Below are 20,227 nucleotides of genomic sequence, written 5' to 3'. Positions count from 1 at the left end.
GGATTTGACAGTGCAGATCTACCACAAATCCTACATTTACCTCACCTGCGGGCCAGGGCTCCTGGTATTTGAGGAACCCGATTTTCCGGAAGTTGGACTGCAGGTGCCCGGCGGCACGCTCGACCCCGGCGAGAGCTATCTTCAGGGCGCCCGGCGCGAATTTGCCGAGGAGACCGGACTTTCGTTGGATATCGCCCTCGAATCGTTCGCCGACCAGGACCATATCTTCGACACTGTTCCCAATTGTCTCGACGGCCTGCATCGCCGGCGGCATTTTCACGGCCGGATCCGTGAAAAGCCCGCGACAGAATGGGAACACTTCGAAACCACACCAAGCACGGGCGGACCTCCGATAAGGTTCCGCCTGTTCTGGATCGACCTGTTCTCAGAGGATGCGCCCGCCGAGACCCTCTTTTTCGAAGGGTTTGGAGCGCAGCTTGAAACATTACGGACGCGCATGGAAAGGCAGATCGATGGGCGCCATTAAGACTGTCGGTGTCATTGGCGGCGGCGCCTGGGGCACAGCTCTTGCTCTGACCGCAGCCCGGGCCGGCCGGGAGGTACGCCTGTGGGCGCGCGACCCCGGAACCGTTTCCGACATCCGCTCGAAGCGGCAGAACCCGCGTTATCTGCCGAAAATCACCTTCGACGAGGAGCTGGCCGCGACCGGTTCCCTCGACGAGGTCGCCGATGCCGACGCGCTGCTGCTGGTGACCCCGGCACAGACCACCCGCGCCATGCTGGCCGCCCTGAAGAAAACCGGCAAGGTGCGCGGGCCCGTCGTGCTCTGCGCCAAGGGCATCGAACAATCCTCCGGCAAGCTGCTCTCCAAGGTACTCGCCGAGGAACTGCCCGGCGTCGAACCCGGTGTCCTGTCCGGCCCGAGCTTTGCCGATGACGTCGCCAGGGGCCTGCCGACGGCAGTCACGGTGGCAGCCAATTCCGCCAAGACCGCGCTCAGCCTGTGCGAAGCACTGCAATCGCCCTGTTTCCGGCCTTATGCATCGATCGACATTCTCGGCACCCAGATCGGCGGCGCCCTGAAAAACGTGCTCGCCATTGCCTGCGGCGCGGTCGTCGGCCGCAAGCTTGGCGCCAGCGCGCAAGCCGCCCTGACCGCGCGCGGCTTTGCCGAACTTTCCCGGCTCGGCACCGCCATGGGCGCCCAGGGCGAAACGCTCACGGGTCTCTCCGGCCTCGGCGACCTGGTGCTGACCTGTTCCTCCAGCCAGTCGCGCAACTTCTCCTTCGGGCTGCGTCTCGGCGAAGGTTTCATGGCTTCGGAACTGATCTCCGCCGGCGGCAAGCTTGCCGAGGGCGCCTATTCGGCCCGGGTCGCGGTCAAGCTGGCCCGCAAGCACGATGTCGAGGTGCCGATCTGCGAAACGGTGGCGAAGATGATCGACGAGGACCTCACCATCGACGATGCCCTCAACACCCTCATGGCCCGCCCGCTGAAATCGGAAACGGCGGGGCTGTAGGCAGACTTCTACCTCGCAGGAACGCTCTGCAGGTGTCGCAAGGCACAACCCAGTCCCCTTCCCCCTTGTGGGGAAGGGTTAGGGATGGGGGTGCATGGCGAAGCCATACCCCTTTCTTGCTCAAGACCCCCACCCTTGTTCCCTCCCCACAAGGGGGAGGGAAACCCGGCGGCGAAGGCCTTGCCCGATTGCCTGCTTCAATCCTCTAAAATTGATCCTGTCGGGATTTGCTGTCCTCATTCCCCCATTGAGTTTCCCCGATCCCGGCCCTAGTTTCGACGCAGATTCGACAATTTGAGGGTCTTCTTCATGCTTTATGCGCTGATCTGCACCGACAAGGCCGGTGCCCTGCAGACACGTCTCGACAACCGCGCCGATCACATCGAATTCCTGAAAGGCCTCGGCGACAGCCTCAAGGCGGCCGGACCGTTCCTGGATGACGATGGCAACATGACCGGGTCTCTGGTGGTGATCGAGGCGGCCAACCGTGACGAAATCCTTGCCATCTCGCAGGAAGATCCCTACGCACGGGCCGGACTGTTCGAAAGCGTTGAAATCCGCCCGTGGAACTGGGCCATCAAGAACCCCGAGGTGAACTAAGTGCAGTACTGGCTGATCAAATCCGAGCCGGACAAATGGTCCTGGGAGCAGCAGAAGGCCAAGGGCGACGAAGGCGAGCAGTGGGACGGCATCCGCAATTACCAGGCCCGCAACAACATGCGCGCCATGGAGATTGGCGACAAGGCGTTCTTCTACCATTCCAATATCGGCAAGGAAGTGGTCGGCATCGTCGAGGTTTGCAGCGAGATCCATCCGGACACCACCACCGACGACCCGCGCTGGGAATGCGTAGACTTCAAGGCCGTTCGCGACATGCCGAAGCCGGTCACGCTGGCTGAGGTCAAAGCCGAACCGCGCCTGGAAAAGATGTCGCTGGTGACCTCCATGCGCCTCTCCGTTCAGCCGGTCACGCCCGAGGAATGGAAGGTCGTCTGCGAAATGGGTGGGCTGAAAGAGCCGGCCTGAGATGTCCAGGATCCAGGATCCGGTTGCCTTCATCCTTAAGGAAACACGGGTCAAACCCGTCCCGCATGCGGAGGAAATCCTGCTGCATGTGGCCGATGAAGCCATGGATCTCTGGCAAAAGACGGAAGAAGAGCTGGGAGACCTCGGTCTTCCGCCGCCCTTCTGGGCCTTTGCCTGGGCGGGCGGCCAGGGGCTTGCCCGCTACATCCTCGACAATCCGGCGCTGGTCGCCGGGAAACGCGTCGTCGACTTTGCCTGCGGTTCCGGCCTGGTAGGCATTGCCGCGATGAAGGCCGGCGCCGCCACCTGCCACTGCGTCGACATCGATCCCTTCGCGCTGGAAGCCACCAGGCTCAACGGGGCGCTGAACGAGGTGACGCTCAGCGCCGAGACGGCCGACATCACCGGGGCCGCCGTTCCGGAGGCCGATCTCGTCATTTGCGGCGATGTCTTTTACGACCGGCAAATGGCCGACAAGGTGCTCGGCTTCCTCGACCGGCTCCAGGCCGCCGGCATCGATGTTCTGGTCGGCGATCCCGGCCGCTCCTATCTGCCGCAGAGCCGCCTCCTGGAACTGGCTGCCTACCAGGTTCCGGTGGTCGGCGCGCTGGAAGACAATGAGATCAAACGCACCCGGGTTTTCCGCCTGACGAAAAAATAATCCGGAATTGGGATCCGCCGCGAACCAATCCGACGGATGTTCTTTCGGTTTAAAAGTTTTTCCACCCGCCCACTTCCCCTTTCTGCAGCTTGCGATAGGTTAGCGCTTCAGGCGCGTACCGCGCAGTTCATCAGTGCTTCCAGGAGTCCTTCATGCCCATCGTAAACCGCCTTGCAGATCTGGCCGACGAGATCACCGCCTGGCGCCGCGACATTCACGAAAACCCCGAGGTTCTTTACGAGACGGTGCGCACGGCCGAGAAGGTGGCCGAGCTCCTGCAGAGTTTTGGTGTCGATGAAATCGCGACGGGCATCGGCAAGACCGGCGTGGTCGGCGTGATCAAGGGCCGCAACGGCGGCGCCGGCAGGACCATCGGCCTGCGCGCCGACATGGATGCGCTGCCGATCGAGGAAGCCACACAGAAGCCTTACGCGTCCAAGATCCCCGGCAAGATGCATGCCTGCGGCCATGACGGCCACACCGCGATGCTGCTGGGCGCGGCCAAGTACCTTTCCGAGACCCGCAATTTCGACGGCACGGTCGTGGTGATCTTCCAGCCGGCCGAAGAAGGCGGCGCAGGCGCCAAGGCAATGATCGACGACGGCCTGATGACCCGCTGGCCAATCGACGAGGTCTACGGCATGCACAATTTCCCGGGCATGCCGGTGGGTGAATTCGCGATCCGCAAGGGCGCCATCATGGCGGCCACCGACGAATTCCGCATCGAGATCACCGGGCGGGGCGGCCACGCCGCCAAACCGCAGGAAACCATCGACCCGATCGTCGTCGGTTCGCAGATGGTCTCCGCGCTGCAGACGATTGCCAGCCGCAACGCCAATCCGCTCGATTCGGTTGTTGTCTCCGTCACAGTGTTCCAGGGCGGTAACGCCTTCAACGTCATCCCGCAGGAAGTGCTTCTGCGCGGCACCGTGCGTACGTTGAGCCCGGAAATGCGCGACCTCGCCCAGACCCGCATGGAAACCATCGTCACCTCCGTCGCCGCAACCTTCGGCGCCAAGGCCGAGCTGACGTTCCGGCGCGGCTACCCGGTAACCGCCAACCATGACGCCCAGACCGATTTCGCCGCGGAGATCGCCGAGGGCATTGCCGGCATCGGCAAGGTCAACCGGGACATCGAGCCGATGATGGGCGGTGAGGATTTCTCCTACATGCTGGAAGAGCGCCCCGGCGCCTTCATCTTCGCCGGCAACGGCGACAGCGCCGGCCTGCATCACCCGGAATACGACTTCAACGACGACCTGATCCCGGTCGGCTGCTCCTACTGGGTCAAGCTCGTCGAAACCGCCCTGCCCGCGGCGGCTTGAGGGCACAAGCCTCTCCATCGTCATCCCGGACGCAGCAAAGCGGAGATCCGGGACCGGGGAGCCAAGGCCCAGGGTCTTTTCGCCCGCGCGAGAACCGGTGGCTCGCCGATCCCGGCTCGTGCTGCGCTTGGCCGGGATGACGACGATAGATTTTTGCCTTAAGAGTGACGCCGGTTCCGACCGGCGTTTTCTTTGGGCATTTAGTTATGACGCTTTCCCCGTTCAGGTTTTCCTTTCTCGCGGCCTATCTGCTGGTCGGCGCCGTCGTCGGCGTGCTGGTGATCCATCCGCTCAATCTGGTGGTAATCTGGTGGGAACTGGCGCGTTTCTCCGAAACGGCCCCCGGCCTGTTCGAATTTCTCCACGCGCGCCTGTGGCTGGTGCTGCTGCCGCGCCATCTTGATGTGGCGGTCGCCTATACCGTCGTCGGCGCCATCGTCGGCCTTGCCTTCGGCATCTTCACCCGCAATTACCTGCAGACCTCCAAGGCCTATCAGTCCCTGCGCGAAGAACAGACCGCATTGATACCCGAACTGATGAAACAGGGCGAAACCGGCCGGGTGGAATTCAAGTCCTCGCTGCGCTGGGACATGCAGGAAAACCGCATCAACCGCGGCCTGGAAACGGTCATTGCCAAGACACTCGCCGGGTTCTTCAATGCCGAGGGCGGCCATCTTCTGATCGGCGTCGACGATGCGGGCCAGCCGCTCGGTCTCGACAAGGACCTGTCGACGCTGAAAAGCCCGGATCTGGACTCGTTCGAGCGCACCGTCAACGACATCGTTTCAAGAACGCTCGGCGGCGACCTCTGCCCCTATATCCACACGGTGTTCGCCAAGGTCGAGGGCAAGGACGTTGCCATGATCATCGCCAGCCCCGCCCCGCGCGCGGTCTATCTGGAAGAAAACAAGGCCTCGGTCTTCTACCTGCGCAGCGGCAACTCGACGCGCAAGCTCGACGTGCGCGAGACCGTCAACTACGCCAACAAGCGGTGGTCCTGAGATGGGCGCGTTCTGGGACCTGATCCAGCCCGATCAACTAGGTACGGCAGCGACCGCGCTCTTGGTCGCCATGAGTTTCCTGACCTCCGCCATCACCGCCGCTGTCGGCCTTGGCGGCGGCGTCACGCTGATCGCGGTGATGGCGATGGTGATGCCTGCCGGCGCCTTGGTGCCGGTGCACGGCGTCGTCCAGTTCGGCTCCAATGCCGGGCGCGCGCTGGTGCAGCTGAAACATGTCGACTGGCTGATTGCGCTCTGGTTCGCCATCGGCGCGGCATTCGGCGCGGCCATTGGCGGGGCGATTGCCGTGGAACTGCCGGCCGCGGTCCTGAAAGCCGGCATCGGCCTCTTCGTGCTGTGGATCGTCTGGGGCAAGGCGCCCAAATTCGGCCGGGCGCAAAAGCGGGTGATGGCCGCCGCCGGCTTCGCCTCCACCTTCCTGTCGATGTTCTTCGGCGCGGCCGGTCCGATCGGCGGCGCGGTGCTCTCCACCCTCGGCCTGCCGCGCCACGGCTTTGTCGCCAACCAGGCCGTCACTGCGCTGATCATGCACATCTTCAAGATCATCGCCTTCGGTGCTCTCGGTTTTGCCTTCGCGCCCTGGGCCGGGCTGATCGTGCTGATGATCGCTAGCGGCTTTCTGGGCACCCTCGCCGGCAGCAAGCTGCTCGGAAAGATGGACGAAAAGACCTTCAAGACCGGCTTCAGATGGGTGATGACCGCGCTGGCGCTGAACCTGCTCTGGCAGGCGGGACGCGGCTGGTTCGAAATCTGACTCAAATAATAAGCCTCTTCAGGCACCCTTTACTAAAAAATCAAAATTACAACATTCAAAGACTGCAACTATCTAAATTCTTGTAAATATTCGATGAAATTTCTACCCGTTGCCTCTAATTTATCCCCCTCAATATCTGAATAAACATCCTCACCCAAGAATAGTGATATTGCCTGAATTACGCATTCCTGATTCTCATTTCCTTTTGAATTCTTCGTATCATTCACGCCTACCACAGACGTAAGCCCCTTCGCAGGAACTTTAAAAACTAAACAGCTATCTGACGTTCCCTTAAAATACATCGATATTTCCTGAGTAAATCCAGGAAAAAATTCTTAGTTTTTTCAAAATTCAAATGCCCATTCTCAATGTAGTCTTCGCCAGATATAAAAATAAGATTTGGCTGTTTTTTGAATATTTCGAAACAGATCCATAAAATGAGTAAATTTGGAACATAGATATCAGGAAGCCTTCATTCTTGTGATCCTCAAATGACCAAGCAGGATTTAGAGGCGGAATTTTACCCAAGATTTCTTCGGCATCGGCGCTGCAACTAAATATACAAATTCCAATACAAACAAAAATCAAGTATACTAGCAAGGATTCAGAAAAATTTGTAATATTCTCAACCTTTAATCAACTCTACAATCCTACAGTCTTAATATTATTTCACTTCTCATTTGAGAAATACTAAATATTACATAATAAACATTAATATCACCTTTTGCCACATTGAAATACATGAGTTTTTTGCTTTCGCTGTATTCCACCGTTTTTCACTCTCATCCGACACAACACGTTTGCTAAGTTATCAGTCCTTGAACTTTCCTGCCCGAACGGTTGAGCAATTCGCAACTGGGTTCAGCTTGCAAGTACCCATCCAACGCGCTAACCCATCGCCATCGGTTTTTCTAAAATATGCGGGATGGAGCGTCCATGGCTTCTCAAAATCTTCTGCTGCTGCCGGGCGACGGCATCGGCCCGGAAATCATGCAGGAAGTGAAGAAGGTCATTGCCTGGTTCAATGACAAGGGCGGCATGTCCTTTGAAACCGACGATGGCCTGGTCGGCGGCTCCGCCTATGACGCCCATGGCCAGTCGATTTCCGAGGAAGACATGGCCAAGGCCATGGCGGCCGACGCGGTCATCTTCGGCGCCGTAGGCGGTCCGAAATGGGATGACGTGCCCTACGAAGTCCGCCCGGAAGCCGGTCTGCTGCGCCTGCGCAAGGACATGCAGCTCTTCGCCAACCTGCGCCCGGCAATCTGCTACCCGGCGCTTGCCGATGCTTCGTCCCTGAAGAAGGACGTCATCGAGGGCCTCGACATCCTGATCGTGCGCGAGCTGACCGGCGGTGTCTATTTCGGCGAACCGAAGGAAATCATCGACCTCGGCAACGGCCAGAAACGCGGCATCGACACCCAGGTCTACGACACCTACGAGATCGAACGCATTTCCGGCGTCGCCTTCGACCTTGCCCGCACCCGCGGCAACAAGGTGACCTCAATGGAAAAGCGCAACGTGATGAAATCCGGTGTGCTCTGGAACGAAGTCGTCACCCAGACCCACAAGAACGGCTATCAAGACGTCCAGCTGGAGCACATGCTGGCCGATGCCGGCGGCATGCAGCTGGTGCGCTGGCCCAAACAGTTTGACGTCATCGTCACCGACAACCTCTTCGGCGACATGCTCTCCGACGTTGCCGCCATGCTGACCGGCTCGCTCGGCATGCTGCCGTCGGCGTCGCTCGGCGCGCCGGACGGGGTCACCGGAAAGCGCAAGGCGCTGTACGAGCCGGTCCACGGCTCGGCGCCGGACATTGCCGGCACGGGCGCCGCCAATCCGATCGCCATGATTGCCAGTTTCGGCATGGCGCTGCGCTATTCCTTCGAGGAAATCGAGGCGGCCAACAAGCTCGACAAGGCGATCGCCAACGCCCTCGACAAGGGCCTGCGCACCAAGGACATCGCCTCGGAAGGCCAGGCAACCGTGTCGACCTCCGAGATGGGCGACGCCATCGTCGCGGAACTCGACGCGCTCAGCGCCTGATTTCCAGCCAGTGTAAAACGACTATTGCGCGAAAAGCCGTCCATGCACCCTGCGTTCAATAGAACGCAGGGTGCATGTGTTTCACTGCGATCAACTTTGGACAGCTCAAGCGATTTCGGTTGAACTGTCGTTGATCTGGAGGGTATCCCGGTGGCGGCTTTTTCATTCAAACTCCCGTTGGTCCCATGAACGAAGACAAACTTGCGCCCTTTCTCGGCACCTGGATCCTCGATACGGAGGAAAGCGACTTCGAGCAGGGCGAGCCGCCGAAAAGCGCCACGCTAAAGATCGACGACAATTTCGGCATGGCCGTCTTCACCATGAACCAGGTCTCAGCAGACGGTGAGGTCACCAACGATTCCTTCGAGGCCGTGCCTGACGGGCCGGAGGTCAAGCTCGGCAAGAGCGGTCTCGTAGACGCCATGCGGCTGGTCTTTCAGAACGACCGCAACCTGGTGTCCGAAGCCCGCCGCGGCGGCCTGACAATCATGAAAGCGGAGCGGGAACTGTCCGACGACGGCGGCACGCTGACGGTGACCCAGACTGTGCACTTGGTAGATGTTGCAAGCTTTAAGAACATTTCGGTTTACCGCCGCGCACAATAATCAACGTTAAAAATCTCAAGATCTCCGCTTACTCTCCCAACGTGAATTTGCGAGAAGTATTTTTGCAAAATCTTGAAACTGTTTGTTTTTCCCAAAACCGTTGAATAAACATCTCGATTTTTGCCATCTACAACCTATCAAAACTGCCCAGTTTTTCATCAACACAACCTCAGATTTAAACAGGTATTAACCTCATTCAATAACTCTGGATTGAAATCTGGAGGGTTCCATGTGGAATAGTCTTTCCATTCGCTACAAGATTCCCGCAGCCATTTTAGGGGTTGCACTGAGCGTCGGCACCGGCATTGGCCTGAGCAGCTATTTTTCCGCTGCGAAGGAAATCCGCGAACTGACAGAAAGCAGATTGCAGGCCATCGCCCAGGGCCGAGTCACCGAATTGTCGGATTATCTCAGCGCGATCGAGGCGGATCTCCTGCTTGTCAGCGAATTGCCGTTCACGCAGCAGGCCCTGGAAGAGTTTTCCGCAGCCTTCACCGCCATCAAGGGCGACGCGACCGCTGCGCTGAAGACTGCCTATATCGCCGAAAACCCCAATCCCCTCGGACAAAAACATCTTCTGGACGCGGCCGGTTCCGGCACAGAGTACGACGCGGTCCACGCCCGTTATCATCCCTGGTTTCGCGCTTTTCTGACCGAACGCGGCTATTACGACATCTTCCTGTTCAACATGGAGGGTGACCTCGTCTACACCGTCTTCAAGGAAGAGGATTTCGCCACCGCCTTCAACGCCGGCGGCCCCTGGTCCGGCACCGACCTCGGCAATGCCTTCCGGGCCGCGGCCCACAGCCCAAACGGCCAGAACCATTTTTTCGATTTCGAAGCCTACGCGCCCAGCCATGGCGCTCCGGCGAGTTTCATTGCCAAACGCATCGAGAAAGACGGCGAGGCGATCGGCGTTCTCGCCTTCCAGATGCCAATCGACCGGATTAATACGATCATGAGCCGATCCGCGGGCCTCGGCGCGACGGGCGAAACCGTCATTGTCGGCAGCGACCGGTTGCTGCGGAACGATTCCAGGTTTTCCGAGGCCAATGACATTCTGACGACCCGGGTCGGCAACGAGGCGGCCGGTGAGGTTCTTAACGGTACGCCCGCGCTGTTCACGGGTCCAAGCCATCGTGACAGCCGCTTCACACAGGCTGGCGTGCCGCTCGACTTCCTGGGAACGTCCTGGGCGATCTTCGCCATGCAATCCGAGGACGAGGTCATGGCCCCCCTGAGCAGTCTGAAGGCCTGGATGGCCGGCGTCGGCCTCGTTCTGTTCGTCGCTGCGGTTGCGGGCGGATTTGGCCTGGCCACCACGATCACGCGGCCTCTTGGCCAGCTGATCCGCAACATACGCGAATTGATCGACGGTAATCTGGAGATCGATATCGACGGTACCGACCGGGCGGACGAGATCGGCGACATGAAACGCGCCGTAGCCGTCTTTCGTGACAACGCGGTCGAGGTCAGGCGCAACAACGAGGCTGCCGCGGCGCGGCGTGCATCGGAAGACCGGCGCCGCCAGGAGATGGACCGGACAGTAGACCTCTTCCGGACACGGATCTCGGAGGTTCAGGACCGGCTGACAAGCCTGTCTTCAGTGATGAACGCCACCGCCCAGACGCTGGTGGACGCGGCAGGGTCGGCTTCAACCGACGCGGACGGCGCCCTGTCGGCCTCCCGCCAATCGGATGAAAGCGTACAGGCATCTGCCGTCGCGGCGGAACAGCTGCGGATTTCCATCGAGGAAATCAACCAGCACTCGGACAAGGCGCTGCTGACCACACGCGAGGCGGCGGAGGCGGCCCAGGCCACCGACCGGGATGTCACGGCCCTTGCGGGGGCGGCTGAAAAAATCGGCGCCGTCATCTCCATGATCCGTGACATCGCCGAGCAGACCAACCTTCTGGCGCTGAACGCCACAATCGAAGCGGCGCGCGCCGGCGAGGCCGGCAGGGGTTTTGCCGTGGTCGCGGCGGAAGTGAAGGAACTCTCCACGCAGACAGCCAAGGCGACCGACGAGATTTCCGCGCAGGTTGCCGCCGTGCAGACCTCCACGCTCAAGGCGGTCGAGGCGATCCGGTCCATCGGCACGCGCATGGACAGTGTCCAGGAAATGACCACCGCCATTGCGTCCGCCGTCGAGGAACAGGGGGCGGCCACCGGCGAAATCAGCAAGGCCATGTCCATGGCCGCCGACGGCAGCACAAGAGCCGCCGGCAATGTTGCCGGCCTGCAGGGATCGATCGACGCCACCCGCAACAGTTCCAGCGAGATTGACCAGCTCTCCGGAACCCTGTCGGCTGTCAGTTCCACCCTGAGCGGCGCGGTTGAGGAGTTCCTGTCCGCCGAGGTCTGGCGGCAAACGGAGGCCGAAGACAGGTTCGAGGCGGCATGATTGCGGACGGGGCAGTGCTTGCGGGGATTGTCGCGCGACAGCCACTTCGCCGCGGTCTATAAGCGGCGAAACAGCCGCGAGGACCACAATGAAACAATCCATCGGCGCCATCGCCCTGGTCGTGCCCGAGTACGATGAAGCGCTTGCCTTCTATTCCGGAAAGCTCGGCTTCGACCTGATCGAGGACACCGCGCTCAGCGACAGCAAACGCTGGGTTCTTGTGGCACCGAAAGGCAGCACGGAAGCCCGGCTCCTCCTTGCCAAGGCCGACGGACCGGTGCAGCAGGCGGCTGTCGGCAACCAGACCGGTGGCCGTGTGTTCCTGTTTCTGAAGACGGACGATTTCGACCGGGATTTCGGGTCCATGCGCGCCGCCGGTGTCACCTTCCTCGAAGAGCCACGCACCGAAGCCTATGGCAAGGTTGCCGTCTTCCAGGATCCGTTCGGCAACAAGTGGGATTTGATCCAGCACTTTTGATCGATCCCCCCCCACAAACTCAGCGTCATCCAGACGTGGTAACTCAGGATGACATTCTTGGGGCTGGCAGGTCTGTGTAACTCACGCGTCATGCCCGAAACAGTTGGGCGCATACGAAGGCGCCAAATCGTCGGCCCTAAATGGCGCAAAGACAAAAGTGAGAAGCAGGTGAGAAACGCGTGAATGACAGAAAAAATGGTACAGGTGTGGAAAACGTGAGTTCCGCGAAACAAGGTTGACACAGCGTAAAGTTTGAAATAGAAAAAGCCAAGGTGCTGGTAACACCTTGGCTTAAATCTGTTGGCCCCTCAAGAAGGAGGGCACGGGCTTTCTGTGCCTCGCACTATGATAGAATCACATGACCCCGATTTTGTCAAGCGTCAGGCGGCATATCATCGCCGCACGGCTGATCGCTTCCACAAAGATGAAATCCGCTGTAATCGGCATCTGAATTTCGCTGCTGAATTTGATGCGCTGGCTTCTCGTCTTGAGGAAACGCTTCAATTTATTGCTGAAGCAAAAGAGCGGAACAACTCATCTACTCAGATCGCGCCTCCTGGCCAGCTCCGTATCGGTAACCTTGACGAACTTCCTGAAGAGCTTCGCAGCCAGCTCAAGATCTCTGAAAGTGACCAGCTTGAAATGGATATTGTGGAGGTGATCCGCAGTCTGGACAGCTGTGCAGCGATCGACGAGATTCTGGTTGGTTTGTGGCGTAAGACCGGCAAGGTTGAAGATCGCGATTTCGTTGCCCGGAAGCTCTATCGGATGACGCGCGCCAACACGATCAATAGCGTCCCAAAGAAGAAGGGTTACTTCACTACCAACGTTGACTCAAACGTTAAAAGCTCTGAACTCATCGATTTGGAAGAGATTAGTGCAGCATTGAAAGATCAATTGTAAAAGGGCCGGAAATCCGGCCCTTTTACGCGGCGGTAGTTTAACGGTAAAACAGCGTTCTTCCCAGTCTGCCGATGCGGGTCCGAATCCCGTCCGCCGCTCCAAATCCAATCCGGACCTTAAGGTCAATATATATGACCTTTTTGTTAAAAAGTCGAGAACTTTGAAATGGCTGACAAGTAAGAAGGTAGCGCACGGCAAGCCAGTCTGCGCTGGAAAAAGCTTTGCCGCTCAGCCCAATTTGGGAAATTTGGTCATTCGGATGGATACCGCACTCGTGTTTATCAAGGAAAAGCCACGCAGCAAAGCCTTTGGCAAGGTCGCCGTCTTCCAGGATCCGTTCGGCAACAAATGGGCATTGATCCAGCACTTTTGATCTATCGCCCGCCACAAACTCAGCGTCATCCTGAGGAGGGCCGCAAGGCCCGTCTCCAAGGATTGACCCCAGGCATTGGAGCAAGTGGCCGATCCTTCGAGACAGCGCTGACGCGCTTCCTCAGGATGACGTCCTTGGGGTGGACAGGCCGGTGTAAGTTCCCGGAAAAAACCTTCAAACCACCTGCAGCGTCAACAGCGCCACCAGGACATAGCGGGCCGCCTTGGCAACAGCCACAAGCAGCGTGAAACTCCAGAGCGGTTCTTTTAACACCCCGGCCGCCAATGTCAGCGGATCGCCGATCACTGGAGCCCAGCTGAGCAGCAGGCTCCAGCGGCCGTAACGGTGGTACCAGCCGGTTGCCCGCTCCAGCTTGTCCGCTTTCACCGGGAACCAGGAGGCCTCGGAAAAGGCGGCCGCGCCGCGGCCGAGTGCCCAGTTGACCATCGATCCGAGCGTGTTGCCGATGCTGGCGACGGCCACAAGCAGAACAACCGGATCCGTGCCGGCGAGGATCAGACCCGAGAGGCCCAGTTCGGAACCGGCCGGAAACAGCGTGGCGGCAAGAAATGAAATGCCGAAAAGCCCGAGGAGACTGCCACTCATTCAGCGGAGCCTGTTTCCGCCGACTGCATCGCCGCGATCGCCCGGCGCATGTAGTCCAGAAACTGATCCCGTTCGCTTTCTGAAAATCCGGCCAGGGCCTCGGCGTTCTGCGCCAGCGCCGCGCCGATGGCCTCCTCTTCCAGCGATTTAGCCCGGTCGGTCAGAAAGATCTGCTGAACCCGGCCGTCCTCTTCGCTTGCCCGGCGGCTGATCAGCCCGTCACGCTCCATACGCGCCAGCGTGTTGGCGAGTGTCGCCTGTTCAATATCCAGGAGTTCGACCAGTTCCTTCTGCGTTCGGCCTTCCTTGGCCCAAAGCGCGACAAGCGCCGGGAACTGGCCCGGCGACAAGCCGAGCGGCTTGATCCGGCGCTGCAGGCCGGATGCGAACAGGCGCGCCATGTGATTGGCGAGATAACCGGCGGACGTGTCTTTTTTGAAGTTCATGCCTTGCATATACGATAGATAGCTTACTATATAAATAAATATAGCTTGCTATATATAGGAGTAAATCATGTCCAACACCGTCTTTCACCGCTGCCGCAACGTTTTCCTGGCAGCCATTCTCATCGCAACCACAGGAACCACCGCCATGGCAACCGACCCTGCAGCCGGCAAACCCGTCACCCTGATCAACGTGTTTGAAATCCCTGAAGGGCAGCTCGACCAGACCATCGCATTCTGGGAGAAAGCCCGGAACTTCCTGAAGAAGCAACCGGGGTTTCTCGACACGAGTCTGCACCAGTCCCTTTCCCCGGATGCCCGGTTCCAGCTGGTCAATGTAGCCAGATGGCAGAGCCCGGCAGCCTTTCAGGCCGCTATCGAAAAGATGCAGAAGAGCGACCTTGGCGGCGGCATGCGCGGTGCCGTCTTTCACGCGGCGCTTTACCGGGTGATCCGAACAGAGGAGGACAGGTAATGGCCGGCCGGCGCCTGCACTGGCTGATCGCCGGTCTGGCAATGGCTGCGCTTGGCAGCGGTTACGTGCTCACATGGCCCGACGCCTATTCGGCCTCCCTGTTGCGGATCCACCTCGCGTTTGGCGTTTCGGCCGGCCTGCTGTCACTTGCAAGGGTTCTGGTCTGGCTCACCGCCGGCGCACCGCCCCCTGCCTTCGAACCAGGCTCGCGGTTGCAGGCGCGACTGGCAAAGGGAGTGCACGTTCTGCTGCGCCTTGTACCGCTGCTGCTGTTCGTCAGCGGGGTTGGCATGCTTGCCTTGTCCGGCTCGTTCGGCGCCGTTGCCCGCGGCACGCTGACCGGTCTGGCGCCGTATCAGGATCTTCCACCACGTAACCTGCACCACGCCGCCGCCTTCCTGCTGGCCGGCCTCATCGGGCTACACGGCCTCGCGGCCTTTTGGCATCGGCTCAACCTTCCGGGCCTGAAAGCCGGGTGACCCATCTGTTAAAAGAAAAGACCCGGCAGTCAGGGACCGCCGGGCCTTCGGTCAGGTCTTGGGAGACCGTGAGCCTATGATCAGTTCAGGCGCGATGCCGGGCCGAGGTCGATCAGCTGGGTTTCGCCCGGTGCATCGTCGACACCGTCATTGTCGGTCACAAGGATCAGGCGGCCGTCGGCAGTGATCGTCAAGCCTTCCGGCTTGTCCAGGATCCAGCCCTTGGCCTTGGCCATTGCCGGTAGAACATCGACCTTGAAGGTCTTTTCCAGCACCGGAAGTTCTTCGCCGTGGGCGGCCGGCGTGACGCCTTTCAGGGAAACGGTCGTGATCTGCTTGATCGCGGCGTCTTCACCGCCCTTGTTGTCCCGCTCCAGGACGGCGAAGGTGCCATCGCCCAGGGAAACGATTTCCGACAGGCCGACCCAGCCACCAGCCGCGCTTTTCGGCGTGTCGAGCGGGTAGTGGACAAAACCCCAGGATTTGTCGGCCGGATTGTAGATGGCCAGCTTGGTCATGCCCTTCGGATCGTCTTTCCATTCCCGCTGAACGGCAACGGCGACCAGGGTCTGCCCGTCCATCTCGAATTCGGCAACACCCTCGAAGGAGAAACGCTGCGCCTGGTCGATCAGCGACTGCGGCAGCAGGATCTCTTCCTCAACGGCGCCGTTGGTGCCAACTTTCAGGAGCAGGTGACGACGGTCGTTTTCCGGGTGACCTTCGGATGCGAGCCAGAAGCCGCCGTCCTTTGCGACCGAAATGCCTTCCAGGTCGAGCTTGGACTGATTGAACCCGGTGACGGTAACAAAGGACGTGATCTTCGCCGGCTGGGAGGCGATGTCCAGCGTGTAGATGCGGGCTTCGTCATAGAAGCTGTCGCTGACCGCATAGAGCGTGTTGGCATCAAGCGGATCGGCGGCCAGGCCCGAGAGAGCGCCCCAGCCGATCGGCGCGCCTTTTTCCGGATCGGTTTCGGAAATCACCGACGGGTAGGACGGCGTTTCGGCGCCATACTGGTAAAGCGAGACATGCGCGCGCACACCGTCTTCGTCGACTTCGTTGGCAACGGCGAAAAGGTCCCGGCTCGGGATCGCCACAGAGCCTTCCGGACCGACATGGGTCGGCAGCAGCTGGACGAATTCCGGCTCGGCGCCTGTGTCCTTGTAGACGGCAACAAAATTGCCGCGCTCGGAATTGACGAAGATCAGGGTCTCGCCCCCGAATTCACCGACGGTAACGCCTTCCGGTTCGGTGCCTTTCTTGTGGGCGCGTTTTGCCGGGTAATGGCCATGGGCCATGCCCAGATGTTCCAGCTGGTTGCCGCTGTCGAACAGGACATCGCCCTTGGCATTCCAGATGGTGAAGCCGCGCGAACCGCCTTCGTAATCGCCCTCGTTGGCAGTGACAAAACGCTCGTCATCGATCCAGGCGACGCCGTCCGGCTCGCGGCGGACGTCGACAGTGCTGCCGGACGCGTCGCTCATGCGCGCCTTCTTGACCGGAACGTTTTCCGCGGAAGCCGCGCCGGCGGAGAAATGTGCAACGATGTCGCCGGAAACCAGGTCGACAATCGCAATGTGATTGTTTTCCTGCAGGGTAACAACGGCCTGGTTCCTGGAGTTGATGGAAACGAATTCCGGCTCCGGATCGCTCGGGGCGATCTCAGCGAGGCCCGTCATGTCGACGATGCGCACGGCATCGCAATTGGCCGGCGCCCCATTTTCGTCGAGATCGAAGATGGCCAGGTGGCCGGCCGGCATCTGCGGGATGACACCGTCATTGAGGTCTTCGTCGCGCTCGTTCTCGATCGCGATGGCGACAAACTTGCCGTCCGGGGAGATGGCGGCGCTGTCCGGCTGGCCCTTGGCGTCGCATTTTGCGGTGATGCCCATGCCGTCAAGCGCGATCACAGCCATATGACCGGAGGCGTTGACATAGTCTTCCGACGTGTTAACGCCCGCATAGGCGGCTTTCGCGCCGACGGCGACCGAGGTCGGCTCACCGCCAAGGGCAACGCGGGCCAAAGGCTGGATGGTCAGCGGGTTGGCGGCATTGACGAACACGACGGCTTCACCCGGGCTGTCGGTGAAGACCAGCGTGCGGCCATCCTTGGACGCATAAATGATTTCCGCGACGGTTTCGGTTGCCTTGTCGGCGCCTTCCGGCAGGGTCTTGTAGACAGGGTAGGAATTGATCCGTTCAAAATAGTCCGCATGCGCTGCCGGAACGGCCCCGAGACCGAACAGAACAGCAAGGCTGACGCCTTTCAAAAAACGCCCGCGAAGGTTCGCCATTGCACTAGCTCCCATAAAACTTGGGTTGAGGGTGGCGGCAAGCTAGTGGGCGCCCTTGCAATATCGGTGACACTTGCATGAAGCTTTCATGACAAGCCCATGCGGCAATCTTTTACGTCGGACCTTGAATCGGCGTACGACACTCCCCACCTAAATGGGATCTGGACTTGGCCGGCCCTTCATTCCATTCTCCAGATCTCCACTTCAGCGCTTTCGGCGCCTTTTTTATTGGAAAATCCTATGCAGATTGGATACCTGCGCTCCGCCGTCGTGCTGGGGCTGTTGGCCGCTGTCGGCCCTTTTGCGATTGATCTTTATTTGCCCGCGGTCGGTGAAATCGTCACCAGCCTTGAGACCAACGATGCCGCCGTGCACATGACCTTCACGGTCTACTTCATTGCCTTTGGCATCGCTCAGCTGATTTATGGCCCGCTCGCCGACCGGTTCGGCCGCAAGCCACCGGTGTTCCTCGGACTGGCCGTCTTCATTGTCGGATCGTTTCTCTGCGCCACCGCGGACGACGTGTCGGCACTTACGATCGGCCGGTTCGTCCAGGCACTCGGCGCGGCAGCCCCCATGGTGATCGTCCGCGCCGTCGTACGCGACCTGCACACCGGCACGGAAGCGACCAGGCTGATGGCGCTGATCATGCTTGTCTTCAGCGTGTCGCCGATGCTGGCTCCCCTGACCGGCAGCCTGATCATCGAATTCGGCAGCTGGCGGCTGATCTTCGTGGCGCTTGGCGTGATTGCCCTCGCTGCTGTCACGCAGATGGCCCTGCTTCTGCCGGAAACCCTGCCGAAAGACCAGCGTGCAAAGATCGACCCGACTGCGATGATCCGCAGTGCGGCCGACCTTCTGACGGACGCCAAGTTCATGGGCCTGACCCTGATCGGCGGATTTTCGCTGGCGAGTTTCTTCGTGTTCATCGCTGCCGCTCCGCTGGTCTACATGACCCAATACGGCCTGAGCCCGATGGGGTTCAGCCTGGTTTTCGCCCTGAACGCCATCGGCTTTTTCGCCTCGTCGCAATTCGCGGCGATGCTCGGCCAGCGCTTCGGCATGGCCCGGGTGGCCCTGCTGGCGGTCTGCGGTTTTACCGCATCAACGTCACTCCTGACCGTTCTGGTCTGGAGCGGGGTCGACGACCTGCCGGTGCTGATGGCCTTGTTCTTCATCGGCAACAGCTGCCTCGGCCAGGTCATTGCGCCGGTCATGGTGATGGCGCTGGAAGAGCATGGCGAACACGCCGGCATGGCGTCCTCGCTCGGCGGCACGTTCCAGATGGTTGCCGGCGGCGTGATGATCCTGGTCTGCAGCCCGTTCTTCGACCGCACGGCTTTGCCGCTGACCGGAGCAGTCGCCGCCTGCGCCCTGATCGCGCTTGTGCTGGCCTTGCTGACCCTGCGCCCGGAGCTTCAGCGCAGCACCGCCGCCTGAAAGCCCTGACGTGATCCTTGTAGCCGCCTGAGCCTGCCTCGGGCGGCTTTTTTCATGCGATCTCTTCGCAGGCTAGAGCCTTCCCGGTAAAATTCTCAATTTTCCGCGACGGCACGCCCTTTCAATAGTCTGAAAGCGTCATTGCTGGTGCGCGGACTTGAATTCGCTCGCGCCTGCTGGTGACCTTTGGTCATCTGAAATGCTACGACTCAGCGACAACAATTTGTATCGCTGGGTCAGGACACACCATGCCAGCCGATTGCCGGCGGACCGGTCCGCCGGCCATGCGCATCTGGCTTTAAGAACAAGAACGGGGACACCGCATGGACGCATTAAAGAACGTCTGGCTTGGAAAAGGCCTTCCGGACACCGCACCGCTGGCGGAAGGGACCGTTTCGGAGGTCGCCGTCTTCGCCGATGCCTTCCTGGAAAGAAGCACCGACAACCGGCCAACGCCTCTTCTGGACTTGCCGGTGCTCGCAACCGAGCTCGGCATTGCGGCGCTCTCCGTCAAGGACGAGCGCTACCGCATGGGCCTGGGCAGCTTCAAGGCGCTCGGCGCCGCCTATGCAATCGCCAAGAGAGCAGGGCAGAAGGTAGAAGAAGGCGGTGCGCGTGATCTGGCGACAGCGCTCCAGGGCATGACGTTTGCCTGCGCCAGCGCCGGCAATCACGGCTTGTCCCTCGCCGCGGGCGCCCCGCTTTTCGGTGCGAAGGCGGTTGTCTTTGTCTCGGAGACAGTGCCGGAGGCCTTTACCGTCAGGCTGCAGCTTCGCGGCGCGAAAGTTGTCCGGGCCGGCGCGACCTATGAGGACAGCATGGCGGAAGCCCAGAGGCAGGCCGAAGAACAGGGCTGGGTCCCGTTGCCCGACAGCACCTGGCCTGGCATGACGGATGCGGGGCGGGACGTCATGGAGGGCTATCTGATCATGGGCAACGAAATTGCCCGGCAGATCGCAGCCCCGCCGACCCATGTCTTTCTGCAGGCCGGGGTCGGCGGCCTGGCCGCGTCCTGCGCCGTCAGCGCCCGAGCCACCTGGGGCCAGGATGTCACGATCGTGGTGGTCGAACCGGAAGACGCGCCTGCGCTGAAAGCCAGCATCGCGGCCGGCGAGCCGGTGACTGCGCCGGGACCCGTCTCGATCATGGGCCGCCTCGACTGCAAGGAGCCGTCCCATCTGGCGCTGAAATACCTGGCCCGGGAAGCGGATTATTTCGTCACGATCTCGGACACCGAAGCCGCTGAGACGGTCGACTGGCTGGCTGGACATGACCTTGCCACCACCGCCTCGGGCGCGGCCGGCATTTCCGCGGTTCATCACGCCGGTTCCTTGCGCGATGCCTTGAACCTGACCGGTCAGTCCCGTGTCCTATGTTACCTGTCGGAAGGACCTGAAGATGGCTGAGGC

Annotated in this window: 22 protein-coding genes and 1 tRNA gene; 19 read left to right on the top strand and 4 right to left on the bottom strand. The window is 60.3% G+C overall.

The window, feature by feature from the left end; genetic code table 11:
• The first annotated feature begins 10 nt into the window (after positions 1-10).
• The 8 genes from M0H32_RS09895 (at position 11) to M0H32_RS09860 (ending at position 6,269) form a co-directional block, all read left to right on the top strand.
• A complete protein-coding gene (locus M0H32_RS09895; RefSeq protein ID WP_345779326.1) occupies positions 11-487 on the top strand; it encodes an NUDIX hydrolase in 477 nt (158 codons plus the stop codon).
• Positions 474-1,481 (top strand): NAD(P)H-dependent glycerol-3-phosphate dehydrogenase, encoded by a 1,008-nt coding sequence (locus M0H32_RS09890; RefSeq protein ID WP_248153435.1) that lies wholly within the window; start codon positions 474-476, stop codon positions 1,479-1,481. Before M0H32_RS09895 ends, M0H32_RS09890 begins: the two co-directional genes overlap by 14 nt.
• Before the next feature lie 309 nt (positions 1,482-1,790).
• The gene (locus tag M0H32_RS09885; protein ID WP_248153433.1) at positions 1,791-2,081 is read left to right on the top strand and encodes a YciI family protein; all 291 of its coding nucleotides are present in this window, start codon (positions 1,791-1,793) and stop codon (positions 2,079-2,081) included.
• Entirely contained in the window at positions 2,082-2,507 is a 426-nt protein-coding gene (locus M0H32_RS09880) for an EVE domain-containing protein (protein ID WP_248153431.1), read from the top strand.
• Position 2,508: 1 nt separating this feature from the next.
• A complete protein-coding gene (locus M0H32_RS09875; protein ID WP_248153429.1) occupies positions 2,509-3,168 on the top strand; it encodes a class I SAM-dependent methyltransferase in 660 nt (219 codons plus the stop codon).
• A 152-nt stretch (positions 3,169-3,320) separates the two neighbouring features.
• Positions 3,321-4,493, top strand: a complete 1,173-nt coding sequence (locus M0H32_RS09870) for a M20 aminoacylase family protein (RefSeq protein ID WP_248153427.1) — start codon at positions 3,321-3,323, stop codon at positions 4,491-4,493.
• A gap of 206 nt (positions 4,494-4,699) precedes the next feature.
• Positions 4,700-5,494: an AlbA family DNA-binding domain-containing protein gene (locus M0H32_RS09865; protein ID WP_248153425.1), complete on the top strand. Its 795-nt coding sequence runs from the start codon at positions 4,700-4,702 to the stop codon at positions 5,492-5,494.
• Between the two features lies 1 nt (position 5,495).
• Complete coding sequence (locus M0H32_RS09860) at positions 5,496-6,269, top strand: sulfite exporter TauE/SafE family protein (protein WP_248153423.1); 774 nt, start codon at positions 5,496-5,498, stop codon at positions 6,267-6,269.
• Between the two features lie 68 nt (positions 6,270-6,337).
• Here the strand turns inward: M0H32_RS09860 and M0H32_RS09855 are convergent, their stop codons facing one another.
• Positions 6,338-6,571, bottom strand: coding sequence for a hypothetical protein (locus M0H32_RS09855; RefSeq protein ID WP_248153421.1), 234 nt, complete (start codon positions 6,569-6,571; stop codon positions 6,338-6,340).
• 634 nt (positions 6,572-7,205) lie between these two features.
• Between M0H32_RS09855 and leuB the strand changes: the two genes are divergently transcribed.
• The 7 genes from leuB (at position 7,206) to M0H32_RS09820 (ending at position 13,081) form a co-directional block, all read left to right on the top strand.
• Positions 7,206-8,318, top strand: coding sequence for a 3-isopropylmalate dehydrogenase (gene leuB, locus M0H32_RS09850; RefSeq protein ID WP_248153419.1), 1,113 nt, complete (start codon positions 7,206-7,208; stop codon positions 8,316-8,318).
• A gap of 185 nt (positions 8,319-8,503) precedes the next feature.
• On the top strand, positions 8,504-8,923 hold the full coding sequence (locus M0H32_RS09845; protein ID WP_248153417.1) for a hypothetical protein: 420 nt from the start codon (positions 8,504-8,506) through the stop codon (positions 8,921-8,923).
• 229 nt (positions 8,924-9,152) lie between these two features.
• Positions 9,153-11,327: a methyl-accepting chemotaxis protein gene (locus tag M0H32_RS09840; RefSeq protein WP_248153416.1), complete on the top strand. Its 2,175-nt coding sequence runs from the start codon at positions 9,153-9,155 to the stop codon at positions 11,325-11,327.
• Between the two features lie 88 nt (positions 11,328-11,415).
• The gene (locus M0H32_RS09835; RefSeq protein WP_248153414.1) at positions 11,416-11,805 is read left to right on the top strand and encodes a VOC family protein; all 390 of its coding nucleotides are present in this window, start codon (positions 11,416-11,418) and stop codon (positions 11,803-11,805) included.
• A 345-nt stretch (positions 11,806-12,150) separates the two neighbouring features.
• Complete coding sequence (locus M0H32_RS09830) at positions 12,151-12,708, top strand: hypothetical protein (protein ID WP_248153412.1); 558 nt, start codon at positions 12,151-12,153, stop codon at positions 12,706-12,708.
• Positions 12,709-12,734: 26 nt separating this feature from the next.
• Positions 12,735-12,809: transfer RNA gene (locus tag M0H32_RS09825), tRNA-Gly, on the top strand.
• A gap of 59 nt (positions 12,810-12,868) precedes the next feature.
• A complete protein-coding gene (locus tag M0H32_RS09820; RefSeq protein WP_248153410.1) occupies positions 12,869-13,081 on the top strand; it encodes a VOC family protein in 213 nt (70 codons plus the stop codon).
• 174 nt (positions 13,082-13,255) lie between these two features.
• Here the strand turns inward: M0H32_RS09820 and M0H32_RS09815 are convergent, their stop codons facing one another.
• Together M0H32_RS09815 and M0H32_RS09810 are read right to left on the bottom strand one after the other, a co-directional pair.
• The gene (locus M0H32_RS09815; RefSeq protein WP_248153409.1) at positions 13,256-13,687 is read right to left on the bottom strand and encodes a YqaA family protein; all 432 of its coding nucleotides are present in this window, start codon (positions 13,685-13,687) and stop codon (positions 13,256-13,258) included.
• On the bottom strand, positions 13,684-14,133 hold the full coding sequence (locus M0H32_RS09810; protein ID WP_248153407.1) for a MarR family winged helix-turn-helix transcriptional regulator: 450 nt from the start codon (positions 14,131-14,133) through the stop codon (positions 13,684-13,686). Before M0H32_RS09810 ends, M0H32_RS09815 begins: the two co-directional genes overlap by 4 nt.
• A 67-nt stretch (positions 14,134-14,200) precedes the next feature.
• Here M0H32_RS09810 and M0H32_RS09805 point away from each other — a divergent pair, with 67 nt between their 5' ends.
• Both M0H32_RS09805 and M0H32_RS09800 read left to right on the top strand, forming a co-directional pair.
• Positions 14,201-14,605: an antibiotic biosynthesis monooxygenase family protein gene (locus M0H32_RS09805; RefSeq protein ID WP_248153406.1), complete on the top strand. Its 405-nt coding sequence runs from the start codon at positions 14,201-14,203 to the stop codon at positions 14,603-14,605.
• Positions 14,605-15,084, top strand: a complete 480-nt coding sequence (locus tag M0H32_RS09800) for a cytochrome b (protein ID WP_248153404.1) — start codon at positions 14,605-14,607, stop codon at positions 15,082-15,084. The genes M0H32_RS09805 and M0H32_RS09800 overlap by 1 nt, the downstream gene beginning before the upstream one ends.
• Before the next feature lie 80 nt (positions 15,085-15,164).
• Here M0H32_RS09800 and M0H32_RS09795 read toward each other — a convergent pair whose 3' ends face one another.
• Entirely contained in the window at positions 15,165-17,378 is a 2,214-nt protein-coding gene (locus M0H32_RS09795; RefSeq protein WP_248153402.1) for an esterase-like activity of phytase family protein, read from the bottom strand.
• A gap of 240 nt (positions 17,379-17,618) precedes the next feature.
• Between M0H32_RS09795 and M0H32_RS09790 the strand changes: the two genes are divergently transcribed.
• Positions 17,619-18,818 (top strand): multidrug effflux MFS transporter, encoded by a 1,200-nt coding sequence (locus M0H32_RS09790; protein WP_248153400.1) that lies wholly within the window; start codon positions 17,619-17,621, stop codon positions 18,816-18,818.
• 323 nt (positions 18,819-19,141) lie between these two features.
• Complete coding sequence (locus M0H32_RS09785) at positions 19,142-20,224, top strand: pyridoxal-phosphate dependent enzyme (protein ID WP_248153399.1); 1,083 nt, start codon at positions 19,142-19,144, stop codon at positions 20,222-20,224.
• Positions 20,225-20,227 lie beyond the last annotated feature (3 nt).

Source organism: Roseibium sediminicola (genome assembly GCF_023156505.1).
Classification (GTDB): Bacteria; Pseudomonadota; Alphaproteobacteria; order Rhizobiales; family Stappiaceae; genus Roseibium; species Roseibium sediminicola.
This window is presented reverse-complemented; position numbering and strand designations above follow the sequence as displayed.

What these genes read in the sequence shown, in the direction of transcription:
- M0H32_RS09805 (WP_248153406.1), top strand. Translation starts at nt 14,201, where the DNA reads ATGTCCAACACCGTCTTTCACCGCTGCCGCAACGTTTTCCTGGCAGCC.
- M0H32_RS09870 (WP_248153427.1), top strand. Translation starts at nt 3,321, where the DNA reads ATGCCCATCGTAAACCGCCTTGCAGATCTGGCCGACGAGATCACCGCC.
- M0H32_RS09790 (WP_248153400.1), top strand. Translation starts at nt 17,619, where the DNA reads ATGCAGATTGGATACCTGCGCTCCGCCGTCGTGCTGGGGCTGTTGGCC.
- M0H32_RS09865 (WP_248153425.1), top strand. Translation starts at nt 4,700, where the DNA reads ATGACGCTTTCCCCGTTCAGGTTTTCCTTTCTCGCGGCCTATCTGCTG.
- M0H32_RS09800 (WP_248153404.1), top strand. Translation starts at nt 14,605, where the DNA reads ATGGCCGGCCGGCGCCTGCACTGGCTGATCGCCGGTCTGGCAATGGCT.
- M0H32_RS09860 (WP_248153423.1), top strand. Translation starts at nt 5,496, where the DNA reads ATGGGCGCGTTCTGGGACCTGATCCAGCCCGATCAACTAGGTACGGCA.
- M0H32_RS09815 (WP_248153409.1), bottom strand. Translation starts at nt 13,687, where the DNA reads ATGAGTGGCAGTCTCCTCGGGCTTTTCGGCATTTCATTTCTTGCCGCC.
- M0H32_RS09885 (WP_248153433.1), top strand. Translation starts at nt 1,791, where the DNA reads ATGCTTTATGCGCTGATCTGCACCGACAAGGCCGGTGCCCTGCAGACA.
- M0H32_RS09785 (WP_248153399.1), top strand. Translation starts at nt 19,142, where the DNA reads ATGGACGCATTAAAGAACGTCTGGCTTGGAAAAGGCCTTCCGGACACC.
- M0H32_RS09835 (WP_248153414.1), top strand. Translation starts at nt 11,416, where the DNA reads ATGAAACAATCCATCGGCGCCATCGCCCTGGTCGTGCCCGAGTACGAT.
- M0H32_RS09875 (WP_248153429.1), top strand. Translation starts at nt 2,509, where the DNA reads ATGTCCAGGATCCAGGATCCGGTTGCCTTCATCCTTAAGGAAACACGG.
- M0H32_RS09830 (WP_248153412.1), top strand. Translation starts at nt 12,151, where the DNA reads ATGATAGAATCACATGACCCCGATTTTGTCAAGCGTCAGGCGGCATAT.
- M0H32_RS09845 (WP_248153417.1), top strand. Translation starts at nt 8,504, where the DNA reads ATGAACGAAGACAAACTTGCGCCCTTTCTCGGCACCTGGATCCTCGAT.
- M0H32_RS09795 (WP_248153402.1), bottom strand. Translation starts at nt 17,378, where the DNA reads ATGGCGAACCTTCGCGGGCGTTTTTTGAAAGGCGTCAGCCTTGCTGTT.
- M0H32_RS09810 (WP_248153407.1), bottom strand. Translation starts at nt 14,133, where the DNA reads ATGAACTTCAAAAAAGACACGTCCGCCGGTTATCTCGCCAATCACATG.
- leuB (WP_248153419.1), top strand. Translation starts at nt 7,206, where the DNA reads ATGGCTTCTCAAAATCTTCTGCTGCTGCCGGGCGACGGCATCGGCCCG.
- M0H32_RS09890 (WP_248153435.1), top strand. Translation starts at nt 474, where the DNA reads ATGGGCGCCATTAAGACTGTCGGTGTCATTGGCGGCGGCGCCTGGGGC.
- M0H32_RS09855 (WP_248153421.1), bottom strand. Translation starts at nt 6,571, where the DNA reads ATGTATTTTAAGGGAACGTCAGATAGCTGTTTAGTTTTTAAAGTTCCT.
- M0H32_RS09840 (WP_248153416.1), top strand. Translation starts at nt 9,153, where the DNA reads ATGTGGAATAGTCTTTCCATTCGCTACAAGATTCCCGCAGCCATTTTA.